This is a genomic window from Pseudomonas sp. ARP3 (assembly GCF_001029595.1).
Classification (GTDB): domain Bacteria; phylum Pseudomonadota; class Gammaproteobacteria; order Pseudomonadales; family Pseudomonadaceae; genus Aquipseudomonas; species Aquipseudomonas rhodesiae.
On record NZ_LEKF01000040.1, the window covers coordinates 1 to 19,879 of the forward strand.

A 19,879-nucleotide genomic window follows, 5' to 3' on the forward strand; every position below is an offset into this window, starting at 1 on the left:
CTGAGTCAGCTGCCGGTAATGCGTAGTCATCTGCGCTTGAATCCTTCGGTGTGAGAGCCTGGATTCTACCGGTGGCTGGCTCTCTGCCTCTCGTTTCAAGCGTTGCGCTTATTCTATGAATTCAGGGTCTTTTTTGGCTGCGGGTTGTCAGCAGTGGCAATTGCGGGCAACGTTGTACCGCTCGGTTATCACGACTTTAAAAATAAGGATGGATCATGAAACTCAAGGAATGGGCTCAACTCGAGGCCCTTTATAAAATCAGTCGTAAACAACCCAATAAATACATATTCAAACTCCACAATGCTCGCAAGTTATGGCCGATGTGGTCAGCTGTAGGGTCAACCGCATTGCTTTTTGTGTTCGCAATGTTCGGTATCAAGAACCCTACGCTGATTCCTTACACCTACATGGCACTGGCTCCTTGGGCTCTTCTGCTCTATGTCACGCGTCTTAAAGCATTGCGCATGGTTTACCCGCAGCAGTTTGCAGATCACGCGATTGACCACCAGCCGAGCCTGGAACGGGAAAACACCCTTTGTTATGCCTTCTTTCTGGAGGGATTGCGCAAGGAGGGCTACACGGTAGAGAAACTACGCGAGTTGTCAGCTTATGCGGGCCTGACCGGAAAACCCGCCAGACCTGCTTTATCCCAGAACCTAAGTTTCGCCTCTCTGATCGCCCTGATGATCGCGTTATGCACGGAAATTATTAAAGCCACGCCTTTGTTCACATGGGGCAAGGGCTCGGTGATCGTGGTGCTGGGTATGGGCGCACTGTTCTTGAACTGGCTGGTACTGGACGGTATTCGCAGCGTTTCCTATGAGCGGATGTGCATAGCACGCTATGTCGAAATGGCCGTTTTCGACTTGGATGAACTTCTTGATAAGACCGCCTATGTATCTGTGGAGCAGCAGCTACCGGCGGTGTTGAGCATCGCAGAACGAGACGGTAGCGTCAGCTCTGTCGCTGATTTGTCCTAGCCTTTTGGCTGCGAGGTAGATGCAGCCCTTTCAAGGTATTTAGGTAGAACAGGCACCAAGTAACCTGTGGCGAGCGGGCTTGTCCCGCGTTGGGTTGCGAAGCAGCCCCAAAACCAGCAGTCGAAGAGTGCCTGACTCACCGCATTCTTTCTTTTGGGTTCGCTTCGCAACCCAACGAAAAGGGAGCAGATTTATTTAGCGCTCCTCAGGCCGCTCAAACTATCGGGCGGCATGCTTCTGATTCAGATGCTAGCTTGGTCATGCGGAGCCCCAACTCTGCCAAGTCATATTCTTATGAGCACCGGGGGGCACTGACTCCAAATGAGTGCAGCGTTTTGTTTATGCGTTTGGCCCCAAGCCGCCATTCGCAGTCTTCAATATCTGATGGGGGGAAACAGCAATGAACCGTGGTGCGACATGGGGGAAATGGGATCTCCACATTCATACGCCAGCGTCGTATGAGTGGAGAGGCGGAAAACGGTTAAGAGACATAACGTCCGATGAGGAACGCCAAAACCTGCTCAAAGAGGTGGTCGAAGGAATCAATGCGAGTGGTTGCGTAGCCGTCGCGGTCATGGACTATTGGACCTTTGATGGCGTTAAGGCCTTACGTGCATATCTCAAGCGACCTGATGCAGTGAAGTGCAACGCAACGATTTTCCCTGGCATTGAGCTTCGTATGGTGTCGCCAGGGGACTTCCGCCTGAACATGCATGCTGTACTCAATCCCGATTTGAGCGATGACAAACTCGACGCTTTCAAGACCCAGCTAAAGCTTTCGATCAGCGGGAAGCCCCTGACAGATGGATATCTCATTGAGTGGGCTCGAAACCACATCTCCGCTGAGCGCATCGAAAAGCTGGGGATGAAAAAGGAGGGGATTATTAACTCGGAGGCTGTTGCCCTTGAGGCCGCCTCTAAAACCGCTGAGGTGCTCCCCGATTCTGTTGGCGAAGCTCTGAGGATCCTTGGCGAGCGTGACGCAGTTTTGTTCGTACCGTTTGATACGAGCGATGGCGTCACGAAAATTAGATTCCGTGAGCACTATTCCTTTCCTCGCGAAGCACTCGCGATGGAGGCCATTTTCGAGGTTTCTTCGCTCAAAACTCGCGATGCTTTTGTCGGCATCAAGACTGCGGAAAATGAAGGCTTCTTCGACGAGTTCATGGAAGCAATCAAGCATCCAAAGCTCGCGGTTCGCGGGAGCGACGCCCACAAAATTTCTGAATACGGTGTTTTCCCCTCAGGTAAATCGACCTGGATCAAGGCCAGTCCGACATTTGCGGGGCTTCTCCAAGCATGCAGAGAGCCTGGAAACCGCTCCTACATCGGTTCCCGCCCACCAAAGCTGGACTTCGTAGACAGAAACCCTCACTTGTTCCTGAAAACCATCCGAGTGCGGAAGAAGACTGGAGCACCTGAACCAGGAGCATGGTTTGATCCAACAGAGCTCCCGCTAAACCAAGACCTGGTGGCACTTGTCGGTCGAAAGGGCAGCGGCAAGAGTGCATTGGCGGATGTAATCGGCATGCTGGGAGACACCCCGAACGGGCGGTACTTTTCCTTCCTCTCAGACCAGAGATTCAGACTGTCCAAGGACAACAAGGCCAGTTCGTTCGAGGCTCAGCTCGAATGGGTGCAGGACACAAAGGAGTTGGAGTGGCGCACGCTTTCTGAGGCTCGACTCAGTAGCTCAGTTGCTCGAGTGAAGTACCTACCGCAGCGCTATTTTGAAGAGCTCTGCAATGATCACGTTCGCGGTGACGACAGTCTTCTGCAGAGTGAACTGCGCACAGTCATTTTCTCGCATATCCCGTCGGAAGAACGAAAAGGTGCAGCGACGCTTGAGGAGCTGATTCGCTTACGGACGGATATCATCAGCAGCGAGACCAGCAGCCAACAAACGACGCTTACGGCGCTCAATGCACGCATCCTTGAACTGACCAGCCAAGTTGATCCTGCAGCCAAACTGCGTGCTCGGGAAGAGTTGAAACTTTCTTTGCTAGCCCTTCGGGCGCTCTACGATAACAAGCCGGCAGAACCGATTGAGCCTCAGTCCGACAACGCCGAAGCCCAGAAAATCTCACAGCGTATTTCGGAGATCCAGAACGCTATCGATGAACTGAAGGACAAGGAAGGCACTGCTAGATCCACCGTGGATTCTCTGCGGTCGAGAAAGCGTGACATTGCTGATTCCATTGAACGTATTCAGTCCTTTGAAAGGACCAGTAAAGCCGCGATCGCAGAGCTGGCAACCCGATTGGCGCCCCTTGGTATTGACGCTGAAAAGGTGATCAAACTCACCATTGATCTGAAGTCACTGCAAGACCTCACAACCGCCACCGCGGGTGAAATTGTCGACCAGGAAGCTTTGCTGAATCTCGACCTCCCAACGTCCCACACAGCCCAGCTTGCTGAAAGGGAAAAAGAGCTTCGGATGGAGAAGGAGAAGCTCGAGGGGCCACTCCTTGCTTACCAAGAAGAACTGGCGGTGCTGAGAAGCTGGAACGAAGAATGGGCTTCAGCTGTAGGTACCGTAGAGACGGACGGCAGCTTCAGAAATCTCTGGTTCAAAGTTAAGAGCTTTGCTGCTCGCCGTACCGAGCTACAGGTACTTCAGGCACAACGAGTAGAAGTTTCCGTTTCCATCTTGGAGGGTCTCCAGCGCCGCGCAGCAGTACTGCGCGAACTTTTCGCTCCTGTTCAGTCGCTAATCGATGGCGAGCCCGCCATACGGGAGGCGCTGGGAGTACAGTTCTCTGTCCGCTTCTCTTTCGATGCTTTCGCCACCCGGCTGTTCGACTACATCAAACAGAGCTCTGGTTCATTTGTGGGCGTAGAGGAATCGAAAGCGTACGCCCTCAGCCTTGTAGCAAAATACGACCTTAGCGATCCTAAAGGACTACGGGCTTTCCTTGCCGAGGCTGATACGGCCCTGAACTTTGACATTCGCGGCAACACCCAACGCCCCGTACCCCTTTCCTCAATCCTTCGATCAGACCGGACTCCCGCGGATCTATATGACTTCCTATACGGACTGAGCTACTTCGATTTGAGCTATGGACTGATGCTCGGCAGCGTAGAGTTGGAGCGTCTATCTCCAGGTCAGCGTGGTGCGCTGTTGCTGATTTTCTATTTGCTGGTCGATAGGGAACGTATCCCCATTATTCTTGACCAGCCCGAGGAGAACCTAGACAACGAGACTGTCTACAACCTGCTAGTAGGGGTAATCAACAGGGCGAAGCAACATCGCCAAGTGGTAATGGTCACTCACAACGCAAACCTGGCAGTCGCCTGTGATGCCGAGCAAGTCATTGTGTGCACCATGGAGCGCGACGGCAGCAATCGCATCAAGTACGACGCCGGCTCAATTGAGGAGCTCCACCTCAATCAGTCTGTGGTCAATATCTTGGAAGGGACAAAACCGGCATTTGAAAACAGGCGCAGAAAGTACGTTTAAGGCTGTGACGGGGGCGCACAGCATGAGCCGAGGGCATTGATCATTGCGGAGCAGCGCGTGTAGCTACTTCGACCGGCCGCTTCTGGCCGTTAGTGGCATTTAGACCCCTTAGTCTCGAGCACAATCCCACGTTCCACCAAGGAGAGCCGTACCGATAACGGCCTCTTAAGCTTCCCGAAAAAGGTAGAGTTGCGGAAACGATCCCAAATCGCAGGCAATAAAAAACCCCGTAGACGTTAATCTACGGGGTTTTCAAGAGTGGAGGCCGAGGTCGGAATCGAACCGGCGTAGGCGGATTTGCAATCCGCTGCATAACCATTTTGCTACTCGGCCTAAGACGATCAATGCCCTGATTGCTGGCACTCACCGTATGCAAACTTGAGTGGGCTGTGTAAAGCCTGCCTCTACTCTAACTCATTGAATACATTGAAGTTTTTAAAGCTTCGATGCGTTCGATGGGCGCCATTATGTACTCATTTGCCGGGGCCTGCAACCCCTTGATTTCAAAAATATTTCGCATTGGCATCAAGGGCTTGCAGGTTGGGTTCACTCCTTGATGACTTGCTGGCGGTACTGTGGGTCGGCCTGGATTTGGGCGTCGGTGAACGGGAGCGAGCTGAGTGTTTTCTTGGAAAACGCTTGGGTTTGGTCCTTGGAATATGGGGAGGCAGGGTTGCTGGATTGGGAGAATGCCAACACACCTTCAGCATGGGGGCCTTGGTTGTCGAAGGTGACGATCTGCAGGTAACTGCTGCCGCTGATCACTTCACGTTTAGCGTCGCTGCGGGGCACGCTTTGCATGGCGTTGTAGATGCCCAGTTCTTGAGGGCCGCCGTGGATCGGGATTTGGCCGGAGACTTGAACATCCCCCCAAGTACTTGTGGACGTCAGCCCGCGCTTGGCGACGTCGGCGGCGGAAGCCAGCATCGCTTCGCGCACAGCCTTAGCAACCGCTGGACGCTCGATAGCTACGCCCCGTGGGGTGGTCAGGGGTTGGCTAGGGTCGAAGGCGACGCGCCAGGCATCGGGTATTTGTTGCAGGTGATCCATCAGATTGATGAAGTGCACCAGGCCCACGCCGCTGTCGAGGTTGGCGTGGCGGTCCCAGGTTTTAAGGCTGTCGCACAGCGGTTGCAGGGTCTGCGCGTCAGTCGCGAGGTGGTTGGCGCAGAATTCCAGCAAGTCCGGCATGACCTGCCCGGCCAGGTACACCTCGTTGTCCATCACCATATTGCGTAAGTCAGCGGCGTTGATCGGCCGGTTGCTGAGGCTGTGCAAGCGCTGCAAGGCGAAGCGTGCGCGCGGGCCAAGGCCGATGCGGTCCTGGCTGATCACCGGCGAGAAGCCGCTTAACGGCGCTTGCGGATTGGCCAGCCAGGCCGAGTCGTTGGAGTGCTGCACGTAGTCACTGCGTAGCAACTGCGGCAGTTGATCGGCCGCAAATATACCCGGCTGAGCGGCCTTCGGATCGATATCCCAGGCGCAGGCGCTACGGGCGCCGTCCAGCACAATCATCTGCAAACCGGCGCGCGGGTCGCTGCACTGGGCCAATTTGGCCGCGCTGACGTTGGGCACCACCGACAGGTTCATGTATAGGCTATGGCCCTGGTCATCGGCGGCCAGGGTGTTGACCCATGGGATGCCTTGCAAGCTCTGCACCGAGGTTTGCAGCGCCTTGACGCTACTGGCCTGGTTCATGGCGTACCACTGTTGCAGCACGCGGTCGTTGCCCAAGTTGGCGTCGCGCAGGCTGAACGCATAGCGCCGGTCCCAATCGAGTTTGCCGGGCCATTGCACCACAGGGCCGAACTGGGAGCTGTACAGCGTGTGGTTCACTTCTTTGACACTGCCATCGGCTTGCTTGACCTGGACCGCCACCGAGGTTTTATCCAGCGCGATGGATTTACCGTCGAGCAGATAGCGCGTGGCATCGTTCGGGTCCAGGGTCAGGCGGTACAAGGTGAAATGCTTGGACGTATCGACCGTGTGGGTCCACGCCACACGTTGGTTAAAACCGATATTGATCACCGGTAACCCCGGCAACGCAGCGCCCATGACATCCAACTGGCCGGGGATGGTCAGGTGCATCTCGTAAAAACGCATACCGCCCACCCACGGAAAATGCGGGTTGGCCAACAACATGCCGCGCCCGTTGAACGAGCGCTCCTGCCCCACCGCCACGGCGTTGCTGCCGCGATCCAGGCTGAAGCGTTGCTGCTGCGCGGCGGCCAGTGCGAAAGCCTTGGCGTCTGGCTGCACACTGGCGCTCGCCTGGGGCGGTGTTGCGCCCACCAAGGCTTCGGCGAATTGGCCGATACCGCCCTCCACCAGCAGCCTGCGGGTCAGTTTGACCAAGTCCTCGGCCACCAGCGGTCGGACCCACGCCCCTTGGCACTGGGCCGGCGCGCCCCGCTCTTGCAGATAACGGTTATAGCCGGCCACGTAGCCTTCGATGCGTTGCTGGATCTGCGGGCTCTGCGCCTTCCAGAACGCGGCAACCGCCTGAGGCGTGTTCAGCCAATGAAAGAACACATCGCTGGCCAGGTTATTGCGCTCCTCCAGCGTGGCCTGCTCGGGCCCGAAGTAACGAGCGCGCTCGCCGTTGACGGTCACCACTTCGTTAGCCAGCAGGCACATATTGTCCTGGGCATAGGCGTATCCGATGCCATAGCCCAGACCGCGCTCGTCACTGGCCCGGATATGCGGCACGCCGAAACCGGTGCGCCGGATCTCGGCAGAGGCTTGCGTGGCCTGCTCGCGCGCCGATGCGGCCAGGCTGACGCCCAGCAATACTCCGAGCGCACATACCCTGGACAACCTGTTGTTAATAATCACACCGACTCCGCCGTCAAATGGAACGTCTTTACGCGGGGCGACCACCCCACCGTAAGAACGCACATCGGCCCGCGGAATTTAGCGCGCAGGTTGTGACAAAACCGATACCGACGAAATTTCTACATTCGGCGCTTCATGATTTCGCTCGCTCGTTCGTCTTATTGAATAAGAGCGCCATCATTTTCCTGATCAGGCTCTGATAAGGAGTTTTCTGCATGTACAACCCGCAAGTGCCCACGGAAGGACATCTCTCGGCCGCCGATGCCAACTTCGGCAGCGGCACGACCGCCTTCGGCAAGACGCCGGAGCAAGGCAACCAGCGTATTCGTCATTTGCTCAAATGTTTCGGTCTGCGCACCAGCCTGATCAGGCTGAAGGTCATCGACGCCCTGCTCACCGCCGCCGACAACCAGCGCACCCTCGGGGTACGCGGAGTGCACAGCCACTTGCTGGCGCTGGGCATTCCATTGTCGTTTCTCAGCGTGCGCGAAGTACTCAAACGGCTATGCAGCGAGGGCGTGATCACCCTCAATGCGGACAAAAGCTACAGCCTCCACGAAGAGGCTGCCAAGGTGCTCGACAACAACGCCTGACTTACGGCTTGACCTTGCGCCGCATGATGCCGTTGAGCACCACCACGACCACCGCGACGGCAATGGCGATGGTCTGGAACGTTTTTTCACTGATAGACCCGATGCTCTGCAGGTAAGACAGGCCAAACATCGTCGCCAGCACCACCAAGACAATCAGTATCGAATATTTCAAACGTTGCTTTTGCGTCATCACGACTTCCTGAATCTGAAGATTGTATTTACGGCCTTGCGCCGGACAGGGCGCGGTGGGCGTCTATGTTACAGACGATGAGAGGCTTTGGCTTGTTCGAGGCGGTGACCTCTGGCATTACGTGGGGCCGGGTAACTTTTCCATGTGCTACGGACACGAAGGCATACACAGTGCAAGCAGCACAGGCGGAACTTGCGCGGGCCTTTTCCGCAACCAACGGGGGTGCCTGGGCAACAGGGAACCTCCCAAAGACAGGCGCTTTTTCTTGATATGTCTGGAAAAGGTACCCGCATATGAACAGTCTTTCATCCGCTCCTGCACTGCACCTCAACCCTCAGCGTATTTCACCGCCCCTCTACCCTCAGACAACTCCATTGCAGCCGCTGGCCAGTGTTCAATCCGCAGCCATCGCACAACAGGCCCCATCGAGCGCCGCGCCTGCCGGAGGTGCCCTGGCGAACGCGTTGGCAGACCGGCACAACCTCAGGACGCTGGGCCAACAGCTCAACGAAACCGCGAAGAGCCTTGGGCCGCAGGCGACGCCTCAGGCCGTGCGCACGGCGCTGAAAACCAGCACGATGCAAGCGCATCCTGCATCCGCTTTTCCCCCACCGGGAGATTCCCCTCTCACGCTTGAAGCCTTCATCACCACATATGGCTTGAGCCTACCCACTGACCACTTCAGCCTCGTCGCCCTAGCCGATGCGGTGCTCGACAGGGCTCGGGAGCATCCCTTGGGCAACTTCGGCGGCAGCTTGTCGTGGCCGCTTGAGCTCAGCGTACAGGCGCAGCGCACCGTGCTGGCGAGCGCCAGGGACTACGCCATGCGCCACCCAAACCCGCCGCGCATGGGGCCGAGTCTGGGAATTCTGGAATACCTGAACAGCAACCAGCCGCTCAGCGCCCAGGCCATGGATGATCCGGCCAATGCGCTGGAAACCCTCCTGAGCACGCCACGCGCTCAAGCCATGGGGCAAGCGCTGCAGACTCAGCTCAACGGCATCGCCACCGCCACCAGCGCAAGCGACTATGTGTTGGCAGCCATAAATCTGGTACTGGACCCGCAATCCCTCGACGCACCCGCGTGGAACAAGGTGGCCGATTTCGACCTGACGCAAACCGAGCATTGGGGCAAACCGGCGTCGGCGATACGCGATGGGTTGAGCGCCCATTTGGTCGAGCAAGGCGATGCCACACCTGCCATGGCAAAAGTTGCCGCTCACCTGTTACTGGCCAGAAAGGCCCCCGAGTTGTTGATCAAAGACATCCCCGACAGCGTCACCTACGGCAGCCCGGCCTGGGTCAGCCTGTCGGTCGCGGCGGCCACGATTGAAGCGCAGACGCCGGGCAAGGTGCCCAACATGACCTTTACCCAAGTCATGATGGAGGCCGAAAGCGCCGGTCTGCAGGACCTGACCGTCACCCAACAAGCCCAATCCGATGCCTTGCGGGTCTGGGGGCTGGTCAGCGGCACGTTGTCGGCGCAAGAAGCTGACCGTTACGGCCCCGCGGATAAGCAGAAGGTCCGCAGCGCGTTCAACGCGCAGGCCAACGAACGCCTAGAAGCCTCGGTGCAAATCGACACCGAAATCCCAAGCCGTCGCGCGATTGCCCTGGCCAAGCTTAAGGAGCGGTTTGGTGAAGACGTGCCATTTGAAGAAAAACTGCTGACGGTCAAAGCCACTACCCAGCCCCATGACGAGCCGCTGTATAACCCCAATCGCGCCCCGGCCGGCCGCAATTCGCTGCTGGATATCGCCATGAGCGGGCTGCACGCCTACCAGTGGGAAAGCGAAGACCCGCGTGTGATCGAGGCCACCCGGGGCAAATCCCTGGCGTTTGACGTCAACAGTGTGTTCAACGAGCAGTTCGCCCACGCCGTCGATCTGCGCAAAAAGGGCATTGCCACAACGGTCAAGCAGCTGATCGCTCGGCTGCCTTTAGAAGACAGGCAAACTCTGGAATACGCAAAACTGGAGTTCTACCAGAACCCGACCTATAGGCTGAGCACCGGCTTCACCGGTCGCACCCTTGAGCGCAAAAACCCCAAGCTGCTGATCAAAGCCACAAGCGCTGATGGCGAAAAGGTCTACGAAATTGACTTGAAACAGGGCGCTATCAGCCGGGTCCGCGACACGGTGTTGACCCAACCAAGGCCGCGTAACGGCAGCCTGGTGTATCCGATAGAGCCTTTCACCCCCGCCCACGTCAGCCAATCGGCCCTGGACTTGAACAAGGGCGTCAGCACTCCGCTACCCATCCCCGCCAGCTTTTCAAGCGCGCGAACCCAGGCCATTGCCGATGTATTCGTCGAACATCTGGACATAGATGGCGAGGATGCGGTCAAGCGCGCCAAAGGCACCACCCGCCACGATCAGCACGTGGAAAACGAGTGGAAGCTGGCCGATTTTTTTCTCGACCTGGTGCCGCTGCGCTCGGCCATCGTGAACTTTCGTGACGGCAATTACCTGGAAGGGACGTTCGATCTGGGCATGGATATTTTCGGTTTCGTCACCGGCGCTGCCGGGGCCGCCAGCAGGGTCACCAAGGTCGCGGCCAGCGCGGTGAACACGACCCGCAAAGCCGCGAAGGTGGCAAAGATTCTCGGAACCACTGTCGTCAGTGAATTGAATCCATTGAGCGGGCTGGGCAGCCTGGTTGAGGAAGGCTCGCGGCTGATCGGCAATGGGGTCAAACGCGTCAGGGGCGCAAGCGGCGGGTACGACTTGACCAAGCGGGTCAGCGCCGAACACGGGCCGGTCACGTATGGCACTTTCAAAATCGACGACCACGTCTATGAAGCCGATACCATTGTGTCCAACGGTCAGCGCTACGCGTACGACCCGGCCAAAGCCACGCCTTACGGCCCTCCCTTGGAAGGCTTCAACGCCCTGGACACCCTGGCCCCCGTGCACCCGCCCAAACATTTCCACGGCCATCGGAATAACCTGGTGGGCACCGATGGGCGCCCTGTGCGGCCGCGAAAACCTTTGCCCTCGGGTGACTATGTGGAAAGCATGCGGGGCAGGCTGGAAGCCGACCATTTCAAGCCGGACACCAAGGCAGAGACCGTGCGACGGTTCAACGAACAGATGGCTGAGTATTACGAGGCAATCGACCAAAACGGCCTGCCACCTCGCCCTGCCATTCCACAGGTGCCCAAGCAGGTCCCCGCATCCGAGCTGCTGACGGAAACCCTCAAGGTCTCGCCCGGTGTGGTATTGGGTGAGTCCCACAGTCAGATGGCAAGTTTCAGGGTGCTTTACGACAACGTCACTACCCTCAAGAGCGCCGGTGTCACGAAGGTCTATTTCGAAGGATTGATCGATATGCCCCAAGGGTTGATGGACGACGGCATCGGCCTCCTCGGTCGATCCCGGCAACCGCGTACCAACCCGACCTTCGAGCAACTGTGCAAAAAGCTGAAGGCCCACGGCATCGAAGTCTTACCCCTTGATCACTACTACCTGACGCGCCACAAAGATCTACGCGGCGTCAACCTGGCCACCACGGCGGGCAACGGCTCAACGACCCGGCTACGTGAGTTCAACTATTACGCCGCAGAAACCATCCAGGCCAACTCCGGGACGGAAAAGTGGGTGGCGCTGGTCGGCAATGCGCACATGAACACCAGCGAAGGCATCCCGGGTCTCGCGGAGTTGACGGGCAGCATCGGCGTTGGTGTTTCTAACAACTCCCACGTGAAGTCACAGATCGGCTTGAAGGTCAAAGGCCATACCCCCGACCCCGCCCTTCCCCTGCGCCCCGAGGATGCGCCCGGCGACTTGCAGATTTTCGTCAAACCGTAGAAAACGCACACGCCCCAGCCTGCCGAAAAATCAGGCTGGGCCCCCATCAATCACCCCAAGCTCAGGGGCTGACGCTGCAAACCGGTGTCAGGCGTAGCGCACAGTTCCACCAGCCAATCCACAAAGACCCGTACCCGCAACGATAACTGGCGATGGGGCGGGTACAGCGCGGTCAGGGCCATTTTCGGCACTGGCCAATGTGGCAGCACCTCCACCAGGCATCCCTCGGCCAGTTGTCGCATCGCGTGATAATGGGGCGCCTGAATCAAGCCGTAACCGGCCTCGCATGCGGCAAAGTAGCCGTCGGAACTGTTGACCGCGACGCGCTTGGGCAGGTCAAACGGGCGCACTTGGCCGTCAATCAGAAATTCCAGACCGAAGCGCTTGCCGCTGACGCTGGAGACGTACTCGACCATGTGATGGCGCGCCAGATCGTCCAGATCAGCGGGCATGCCTATGCGCTCAAGGTAGGCAGGGCTTGCCAGAGTCAACTGGTCCATCTGCGCCAGGGGCCGCGCCACCAGGGATTCGTCCAGGGCCAGGCCACCGCGCAGCACGCAGTCCACGCCTTCGCGGATCAAGTCTACCGGGCGGTCGTTCAAGCCGATGTCCAGTTCGATCTGCGGGTAACGCGCGGTAAAGGCCGGCAGTGCGGGGATCACGATCAAGCGGCCGATGCCCGAGGGCATGTCCACGCTCAAGGTGCCGCGCGGGTTCTGACGGCGGGTGGAAAACACCGCTTCGGTTTCTTCCAGGTCTGACAGCAATTGCACACAGCGCTGGTAGTACGCGGTGCCGTCCGGGGTGGGACTGACCTGCCGCGTGGTGCGCTGCAACAGTTGCACCCCCAGGTGCGCTTCCAGTTGTTTGATCAGGATGGTCACCGAGGCGCGGGGCAGTTGCAGGCTGTCGGCGGCTTTGGCGAAGCCGCCCAGTTCGACGATACGGGTGAACACACGCATGGCGTTGAAACGATCCAAGGGCTGGCTCCGTGCGGATTATTTAGAAATTACAAACAGTGATAGTGCTTTTAGCCGCTTTATCTCGGTTTTGTCGAGGATAACAATGAAGTCCTTCCCAACTCTGGAGTCCCACAAATGCACACTCGTCAACTTGGCACACACGGTCCCCTCGTCTCTGCCATCGGCCTTGGCTGCATGGGCATGAGCGATTTCTACAGCCCCGGCAGCGACACCCGCGAAGCCATCGCCACCCTGCACCGCGCCTTGGAACTGGGGATCAACTTCTTCGATACCGCCGATATGTACGGCCCGCATACCAACGAGCAATTACTGGGCAAGGCATTCGCCGGCAAGCGCGACCAAGTGTTCCTGGCCAGCAAATTCGGCATCATCCGCGACCCGGCCACCCCCGCCTCGCGCGGTGTGAACGGCAGCCCCGAGTACATCCGCGCGTCCATCGACGGCACTTTGCAGCGCCTGGGCGTCGACACCCTGGACCTCTACTACCAGCACCGCATCGACCCGCAGGTGAGCATCGAGGAAAGCGTCGGCGCCATGGCCGAGCTGGTCAAACAGGGCAAGGTGCGTTACCTGGGCCTGAGCGAAGCCTCGGCCGCCACTCTGGAGCGTGCGCATAAGGTCCACCCGATCAGCGCCCTGCAAAGCGAGTACTCGCTGTGGAGCCGCGACCAGGAAAGCAACGGCTGTCTCGCCGCCTGCCAGCGCCTGGGGATTGCCTTCGTGCCTTATAGCCCGCTGGGCCGCGGCTTTCTCACCGGCACGCTGCAAAGCCCGGATGACTTCAGTGCCGATGACTACCGCCGCTCCAACCCGCGTTTCCAAGGGGATAACTTCGCGAAGAATCTGCAATTGGTCGAGCGCGTGCGCAGCCTGGCCGCCGATAAGGGCGTAAGCGCCGGGCAACTGGCCTTGGCCTGGGTATTGGCCCAAGGGGACTACATCATCCCGATCCCAGGCACCAAACAGCGCAAATACCTGGAAGAAAACGCAGCGGCGGTGTCCATCGTGCTCAGCCCATCCGAGCTGTCAGCCCTGGATGGGATTTTTCCGGCCGACGCCACTGCCGGTCTGCGCTACCCAGAGGCGGTGATGGCGATGCTGGAGATCTGACATAAACAGCGAGGCCCGCCAAGCCTCGCTGCTTGCGCACGCAGATATTGGCACCCTCGTACCTAAAGCCTGCCCTACTCAAGCCGATACCCCTACGAAGCTCCAACAAAGCCGCGTCGACAATAAACGCTTCGTAAGGACGATCCCATGCCCCCACTGCGCTCCATCCAAGCCCGCTATACCCTGTTTCTAGTGTTGTTCGTCCTAGTGTTATTCGTGTTGACCATCGTTGGCATCGGCCAGTTGGTCGCGCCGACATTGCGCCACACCGAAGAGCAGGTGGTGCTCAACCGCATCGACGAGGTGGCGAAAACCATCCAGGGCGAGCTGAACAAGGTTCAGGCCCAGCAACGCAGCATCACCCAGACCATCCCGCTGCTGGACAGCGATGCCATCGACAAGGTCTTGCCTGGCCTGGTCGACCAGTACGGTGAGCTGAAAGTGTTCGGCGGCGGTATCTGGCCGCTGCCAAACCAGCGCACCCCGGGGCGCAACAAGCACAGCACGTTCTGGCACCGTGATGCCTCGGGCAAGCTGATGGTCAATACCTTCTGGAACAGCGACCCGGCCCCCAACTATTACGACCAGAGCTGGTACAAGGGCGGCCTGGCCTCGCCGCGTGGCCAATGCGCCTGGGCCGCGGCTTACAAGGACGACGCCAGCCAAGAGCCACGTACTAACTGCGCCATGGCGATCCAGCGCGATGGCGCGGCCTATGGCGTGGCCACGATTGACGTCACCCTCGGTTTCTTCAACGAGCTGGTGGCCAGCAAGGAAAAAGACATCGGCGGGCAGATGCTGATCGTCGAAGGCGACGGCAAGATCATCAGCAACAGCACGCGCCTGAACAGCCCGGTGGTGTTGAAAAACATCAGCGAACTGACCGCTTCCTCAGCCTTCGCCACCCAGGTCAGCAAAGCCCTGGCCCATCGCGACCAAGGCTTGCAGCGCAGCGAGTTCGATAACGGCGGGGTGGCCAGCACCTTTTATATGCGCCCAATCGAGGGTACGCCGTGGTTCCTCGCCACCGCCCTGCCCACCTCGTTGATCACCGCGCAGCGCGATGACGTACTCGGCACTTTGGCCCTGCTGCAAATCCCCATGGTATTGCTGCTGGTGCTGCTGGCCGCGTATGCGATCCGCAAACTGGTGCAGCGCATGAAGACGCTGAAAGCCAATATCGACGCACTGTCCACCGGCGATGCCGACCTGACGCGGCGCATCACCATCCGCGCCGAAGACGAACTGGGCGCCATCGGCCATTCCGTAAACCGCTTTATCGTCTACCTGCAAAACATGATCGGCGAAGTGACCCAGGCCACCGCAGCCATGTCCACAGGGCTTGAGCGATTGCAGCAGACTTCGGCACAGACCAACCAGATCCTGGTGCGTCATGCCTCGGAAACCGATCAGACCGTCACGGCCATCACTGAGATGAGTTCCACTGCCGAGACCGTGGCACAGAACGCCGCCGAAACCGCCGCGTTCACCCAGCGCGCCAACGAACACGCCGACCGCTCGCGCGTGGTGGTGGGAGAAGCGTCCAGCAGCGTCGGCGCGTTGATCGGCGAGGTCGCCAGCGCCACCCACACGGTGGAGAACATGCGCCAGGACGCCGCGCGCATCACCGAAACCCTTGAAGTGATCGGCGCGATTGCCGGCCAGACCAACCTGCTGGCGCTCAACGCGGCCATCGAAGCAGCGCGGGCCGGCGAGCAAGGCCGTGGTTTTGCGGTAGTGGCCGACGAGGTGCGGGCCCTGGCCGCGCGCACCCAGGCCAGCACCTCCCAGATCAACGAGATGCTCGCTCGATTGACCACGGGGGTGAGTTCCTCAGTCACCGCGATGGAAAATACCCAGTCCAGCTGCCAATCGGCGGCGGACGCCACGGCGCGGGTCAACACCGGCCTGGATGAAATGGCCGGTTCCGTCGGCCATATCCACAGCCTCAGCACCCAGATCGCCACCGCCGCCGAACAGCAAAGCGCGGTGACCGAGGAGATCAACCGCAGCATGGTGCAGATCCGACAAATGGTCGAAGACCTGGTGCAGAGCGGTCACGCCACCGAAAACAATACTCAGAGCCTGCTGGAAGCCAATGGCCGGGTTATCAGCCTGATGAGTCGCTTCAAAGTCCGTTGAAACAGCGTTTGAGAACTCCCGTGCAAAGCACGGGAGTCAGACTATTCTGACAGTTCGAGATACTTCTTCCCGCCACACAGGAGGTGTGTCATGCGCGCTGTCGAGCAGTCGGTCCGCTTGGAGCGGATCAGTCAGGAACGCTTTATCAATGCCCCCCTTGCAACTGTCTATGACTACGTGACCCAACCGGACCGCTGGCACGAATGGCACCCCACTTCCCTCGGTGCAGAGACCGGCACCAGCGGCTCTTTGGGTGCCGGTTCACGCTTTACCGAGATGATCGACTTGCTTGGCGTACGCGTCCCCATGAGCTACCGCGTGCAGATCGCCCGGCGCCCCGACGAATTCAAATGCGTGTTCACCTCCCTGGTCGTTGACGGCTCGATCCACTACTTCCTGCAACCGTTTCGCGACGGCACGCTGTTTAAACGGGTGCTGACCTACGAAACCGAATTGCAACTGGCGACCTTGCACGAGCGCATGCACGAACTGTCGGCCATCGCCCTGGACCGTCTGAAGCAGCGCCTGGAACATCCGCCCTTTGTATAATTTAGAAACATTACACTGTCGTCCCGTCCGTAAAAGCGCGGAGAATGCCGGGCTTATCGCCCCGATTGGATGAGACTCCGATGAAAACCCCACTGCGATTGGCCCTGCTGTCCGCCCTCTTCACCACTACCCTGGCCCAAGCCGCCGACCTGATCCCCATCGATGTACACCGTGACGCCAACTGCGGCTGTTGCAAAAAGTGGATCAGCCATCTGGAAAACAATGGGTTCAAGGTCAATGACCATGTCGAAACCGATATGAGCGCCGTCAAACAACGCCTCGGCGTGGCGCCGCGCCTGAGCTCATGCCATACCGCCGTGATCGACGGCAAGTTCGTTGAGGGCCATGTGCCCGCCGAGCAGGTGCTGGCGCTGCGCAAGCGCGACGACCTGCTAGGCGTTGCCGCACCGGGCATGCCCATGGGCTCGCCGGGCATGGAAATGGACGGACATGCCGATGCCTACCAGATCATCGGACTGCGCCGTGACGGCACGGATGAGGTGGTGGCCGATTACCCGGCACACTAATCGGTGCTGATGGGTTACCTGGGGCTGTTCGTCGCCGCGTTCGGTGCGGCGACGCTGCTGCCCCTGCAATCGGAAGCCGTGCTGGTGGGCCTGCTGCTCAGCGGCCACTACAGCGTGTGGTGGTTGTTGGCGGTCGCCACCCTGGGCAATGTACTGGGCTCGCTGGTCAATTGGTGGCTGGGCCGCTGGGTGGAGCATTTCAAACAGCGGCGCTGGTTTCCGGTCAACGAGCGGCAACTGCAAACGGCCCGTCGCCACTACGCACGCTGGGGGCACTGGACCCTGCTGCTCAGTTGGGTGCCGATCATCGGCGACCCGCTGACCCTGGTGGCCGGTGTGATGCGCGAACCGCTGTGGCGTTTTCTGGTGGTGGTCACTTTGGCCAAAGGTCTGCGCTATGGCGTGCTGGCGGCAATTACCTTGCAGTGGGTGTTAATCCCGCGTTAATCCTCTCGCAACAGCATCCCAAAACCTGTTTCAGGAGATGACACCATGCCGCCAAACCGCGTCCTTTATATCGCCGGCCTGTTCATGGCCAGCAGCGTCCCCGCCCTCGCCGCAACTTACGGCCCCGAGTTACAAGGCTTTCAATACCCCTATCCGCTTGCGCATTTCAGCTTTGAATCCCAAGGCAAAACCCTGCAAATGGGCTACATGGACGTGCCGGCCAGCGGCAAGCCCAACGGGCGCAGCGTGGTGCTGATGCACGGCAAGAACTTCTGCGCGGCCACTTGGGAAGGCTCGATCAAGGCCCTGAGCGACGCCGGTTACCGCGTGATCGCCCCGGACCAGATCGGCTTTTGTACCTCCAGCAAGCCGGAGCATTACCAGTACAGCTTCCAGCAGTTGGCGCTCAACACCCATCAACTGCTGGAAAAACTCGGCATCCCCAAGGCCACCCTGCTCGGCCACTCCACCGGCGGCATGCTCGCCACCCGGTATGCGCTGATGTACCCCGCGCAGACCGAGCAACTGGCTTTGGTCAACCCCATCGGCCTGGAAGACTGGAAAGCCCTCGGCGTGCCGTACCTGAGTGTTGATCAGTGGTACCAACGTGAGCTGAAAGTCAGCGCCGAAAGCACCCGCCAGTACCAGCTCAACACTTATTACGTCGGGCGCTGGAAGCCGGAATACGAGCGTTGGGTCGATATGTACGCCGGCTTGAGCAACGGCCCCGGGCATAAACGGGTCGCGTGGAACTCGGCGCTGATCTACGACATGATTTATTCCCAGCCGGTGTATTACGAATTCAAAGACGTACAGGTGCCGACCCTGCTATTGATCGGCACCGCCGATAACACCGCGATCAATAAGGCGATGGCGCCGCCCGAGGTCAAGGCCAAACTCGGCAACTACGCCGTGCTGGGCAAGCAGGTCGCCAAGCTGATGCCCCACGCTACTCTGGTCGAATTCCCCGGCTTGGGGCACGCGCCGCAAATGGAAGAACCGGCGCGGTTTCATCAAGCGTTGTTGCAGGGCTTGAACGCCCTTTAATCCAACATTCGGAGGCACGCGTAAATGGCGCTACAGATCGCTGTGATTGATGACTGGCAGCAAGTCGCCGCTGGCGTGGTGGATTGGTCGGCCCTGGCAACCGTGGGCCAGGTGCATTTCCTCCACGATTACCCGGCGGATACCACGACCCTGATCGAGCGCTTGCAAGGGTTCGAAGTGATTTGCGTAATGCGCGAACGCACAGTGTTCGACAAAGCCCTGCTGCAAGGCCTGCCGCGCCTCAAGCTGCTGGTGACCGGCGGCATGCGCAATGCCGCCCTTGATATCAGCGCCGCCCAGGCACTGGGCATTCAGGTGTGCGGCACCGACAGCTATAAACACGCCGCACCGGAACTGACCTGGGCGCTGATCATGGCCTGCACCCGCAACCTGCTGGCCGAAGCCAATGCCCTGCGCGCCGGGGGTTGGCAGTTGGGTCTGGGTGGCGACTTGCACGGCAAGACCCTGGGGATTCTCGGGCTGGGCAGCATCGGCCAGAAGGTCGCCGGGTTCGGCCAGGCGTTCGGCATGCGCGTGATCGCCTGGAGCCAGAACCTCACGCCGGAACGCGCCGCTGCGGCGGGAGTGACCTGGGTCAGCAAGCAGCAGTTGTTTGAGCAGGCCGATATCCTCAGCGTCCATCTGGTGCTCAGCGAACGTAGCCGGGGGTTGGTGGATGCCCAAGCCTTGGCCTGGATGAAGCCGAGCGCGCGCCTCGTCAACACCGCACGCGGGCCGATCGTCGATGAACAGGCCCTGATCCAGGCATTGCAATCCAGCCGCTTAGCCGGCGCAGCACTGGATGTATATGGCCAGGAGCCACTTCCCGTCGATCACCCTTTCCGGCACCTGCCCAATGTGCTGGCCACACCGCATGTGGGTTATGTCAGCGAGCAGAACTACCGGCAGTTTTATGGGCAAATGATTGAAGACATCATCGCCTGGGCCGGGGGCGCGCCAATACGGTTGCTGGGTTGACTGCGTCGTGGAGCGAGCGGGCCTGTGCAGCGCTCCCCAATGGTGCACAGGGTGCATCAGATAGGTCGCAGGTCCTTTCTTGGGGCGACGATGTCGCCCAGTGCAGGGCAAGCCTGCTCATACATGGACGCCCCCAGTATGCCAAGCACTCAATTCGTGAAAACACAGACGGGATAAGGTTGCAGCCATACATCCGGACTTTAAGTGAGGCGGTGCCTCTGTCCCTGAT

The 19,879-nt window shown here is 59.2% G+C and carries 14 protein-coding genes and 1 tRNA gene; 11 read left to right on the plus strand and 4 right to left on the minus strand.

The features are described 5' to 3' along the window. The first annotated feature begins 215 nt into the window (after positions 1–215). Positions 216–980: a hypothetical protein gene (locus tag ABX75_RS27235; protein ID WP_047883054.1), complete on the plus strand. Its 765-nt coding sequence runs from the start codon at positions 216–218 to the stop codon at positions 978–980. Positions 981–1,380: 400 nt separating this feature from the next. Next, a complete protein-coding gene (locus ABX75_RS27240) occupies positions 1,381–4,440 on the plus strand; it encodes a TrlF family AAA-like ATPase (RefSeq protein WP_047883055.1) in 3,060 nt (1,019 codons plus the stop codon). Between the two features lie 259 nt (positions 4,441–4,699). On the opposite strand, the gene ABX75_RS27245 is transcribed toward ABX75_RS27240, so the two are convergent. Both ABX75_RS27245 and ABX75_RS27250 read right to left on the minus strand, forming a co-directional pair. Beyond that, a tRNA-Cys gene (locus tag ABX75_RS27245) sits at positions 4,700–4,773 on the minus strand. A gap of 213 nt (positions 4,774–4,986) precedes the next feature. Beyond that, positions 4,987–7,275 (minus strand): acylase, encoded by a 2,289-nt coding sequence (locus tag ABX75_RS27250; RefSeq protein WP_047883056.1) that lies wholly within the window; start codon positions 7,273–7,275, stop codon positions 4,987–4,989. A gap of 215 nt (positions 7,276–7,490) precedes the next feature. On the opposite strand from ABX75_RS27250, the gene ABX75_RS27255 reads away from it, so the two are divergent. Beyond that, positions 7,491–7,868: a hypothetical protein gene (locus ABX75_RS27255; RefSeq protein ID WP_034098075.1), complete on the plus strand. Its 378-nt coding sequence runs from the start codon at positions 7,491–7,493 to the stop codon at positions 7,866–7,868. A gap of 1 nt (position 7,869) precedes the next feature. On the opposite strand, the gene ABX75_RS27260 is transcribed toward ABX75_RS27255, so the two are convergent. Next, a complete protein-coding gene (locus ABX75_RS27260) occupies positions 7,870–8,058 on the minus strand; it encodes a hypothetical protein (RefSeq protein WP_034098077.1) in 189 nt (62 codons plus the stop codon). A 293-nt stretch (positions 8,059–8,351) separates the two neighbouring features. Here ABX75_RS27260 and ABX75_RS27265 point away from each other — a divergent pair, with 293 nt between their 5' ends. Next, entirely contained in the window at positions 8,352–11,867 is a 3,516-nt protein-coding gene (locus ABX75_RS27265; RefSeq protein WP_144419333.1) for a membrane-targeted effector domain-containing toxin, read from the plus strand. Positions 11,868–11,917: 50 nt separating this feature from the next. Here the strand turns inward: ABX75_RS27265 and ABX75_RS27270 are convergent, their stop codons facing one another. Further along, positions 11,918–12,847 (minus strand): LysR family transcriptional regulator, encoded by a 930-nt coding sequence (locus ABX75_RS27270; RefSeq protein WP_047883057.1) that lies wholly within the window; start codon positions 12,845–12,847, stop codon positions 11,918–11,920. Positions 12,848–12,964: 117 nt separating this feature from the next. On the opposite strand from ABX75_RS27270, the gene ABX75_RS27275 reads away from it, so the two are divergent. From ABX75_RS27275 to ABX75_RS27305, 7 genes are all read left to right on the plus strand, one after another. Beyond that, positions 12,965–13,960, plus strand: a complete 996-nt coding sequence (locus ABX75_RS27275; RefSeq protein WP_047883058.1) for an aldo/keto reductase — start codon at positions 12,965–12,967, stop codon at positions 13,958–13,960. A 147-nt stretch (positions 13,961–14,107) separates the two neighbouring features. Then, positions 14,108–16,102, plus strand: coding sequence for a methyl-accepting chemotaxis protein (locus ABX75_RS27280; RefSeq protein ID WP_047883059.1), 1,995 nt, complete (start codon positions 14,108–14,110; stop codon positions 16,100–16,102). A gap of 90 nt (positions 16,103–16,192) precedes the next feature. Beyond that, positions 16,193–16,651, plus strand: a complete 459-nt coding sequence (locus ABX75_RS27285; RefSeq protein ID WP_034098085.1) for an SRPBCC family protein — start codon at positions 16,193–16,195, stop codon at positions 16,649–16,651. Between the two features lie 80 nt (positions 16,652–16,731). Continuing rightward, on the plus strand, positions 16,732–17,178 hold the full coding sequence (locus ABX75_RS27290; protein WP_034098086.1) for a DUF411 domain-containing protein: 447 nt from the start codon (positions 16,732–16,734) through the stop codon (positions 17,176–17,178). Between the two features lie 3 nt (positions 17,179–17,181). Beyond that, positions 17,182–17,625 carry a YqaA family protein gene (locus ABX75_RS27295; RefSeq protein ID WP_169902629.1) on the plus strand — a complete coding sequence of 148 codons (444 nt, stop codon included), beginning with the start codon at positions 17,182–17,184 and terminating at the stop codon, positions 17,623–17,625. A 45-nt stretch (positions 17,626–17,670) separates the two neighbouring features. Next, positions 17,671–18,672: an alpha/beta fold hydrolase gene (locus ABX75_RS27300; RefSeq protein ID WP_047883060.1), complete on the plus strand. Its 1,002-nt coding sequence runs from the start codon at positions 17,671–17,673 to the stop codon at positions 18,670–18,672. A 24-nt stretch (positions 18,673–18,696) separates the two neighbouring features. After that, positions 18,697–19,650: a D-2-hydroxyacid dehydrogenase family protein gene (locus ABX75_RS27305; RefSeq protein WP_047883061.1), complete on the plus strand. Its 954-nt coding sequence runs from the start codon at positions 18,697–18,699 to the stop codon at positions 19,648–19,650. Positions 19,651–19,879 lie beyond the last annotated feature (229 nt).

Bases quoted from the DNA above. Each gene is read 5' to 3' on its own strand.
- ABX75_RS27300 (WP_047883060.1), top strand. From the start codon at position 17,671: ATGCCGCCAAACCGCGTCCTTTATATCGCCGGCCTGTTCATGGCCAGC.
- ABX75_RS27285 (WP_034098085.1), top strand. From the start codon at position 16,193: ATGCGCGCTGTCGAGCAGTCGGTCCGCTTGGAGCGGATCAGTCAGGAA.
- ABX75_RS27255 (WP_034098075.1), top strand. From the start codon at position 7,491: ATGTACAACCCGCAAGTGCCCACGGAAGGACATCTCTCGGCCGCCGAT.
- ABX75_RS27275 (WP_047883058.1), top strand. From the start codon at position 12,965: ATGCACACTCGTCAACTTGGCACACACGGTCCCCTCGTCTCTGCCATC.
- ABX75_RS27305 (WP_047883061.1), top strand. From the start codon at position 18,697: ATGGCGCTACAGATCGCTGTGATTGATGACTGGCAGCAAGTCGCCGCT.
- ABX75_RS27280 (WP_047883059.1), top strand. From the start codon at position 14,108: ATGCCCCCACTGCGCTCCATCCAAGCCCGCTATACCCTGTTTCTAGTG.
- ABX75_RS27235 (WP_047883054.1), top strand. From the start codon at position 216: ATGAAACTCAAGGAATGGGCTCAACTCGAGGCCCTTTATAAAATCAGT.
- ABX75_RS27265 (WP_144419333.1), top strand. From the start codon at position 8,352: ATGAACAGTCTTTCATCCGCTCCTGCACTGCACCTCAACCCTCAGCGT.
- ABX75_RS27260 (WP_034098077.1), bottom strand. From the start codon at position 8,058: ATGACGCAAAAGCAACGTTTGAAATATTCGATACTGATTGTCTTGGTG.
- ABX75_RS27240 (WP_047883055.1), top strand. From the start codon at position 1,381: ATGAACCGTGGTGCGACATGGGGGAAATGGGATCTCCACATTCATACG.
- ABX75_RS27290 (WP_034098086.1), top strand. From the start codon at position 16,732: ATGAAAACCCCACTGCGATTGGCCCTGCTGTCCGCCCTCTTCACCACT.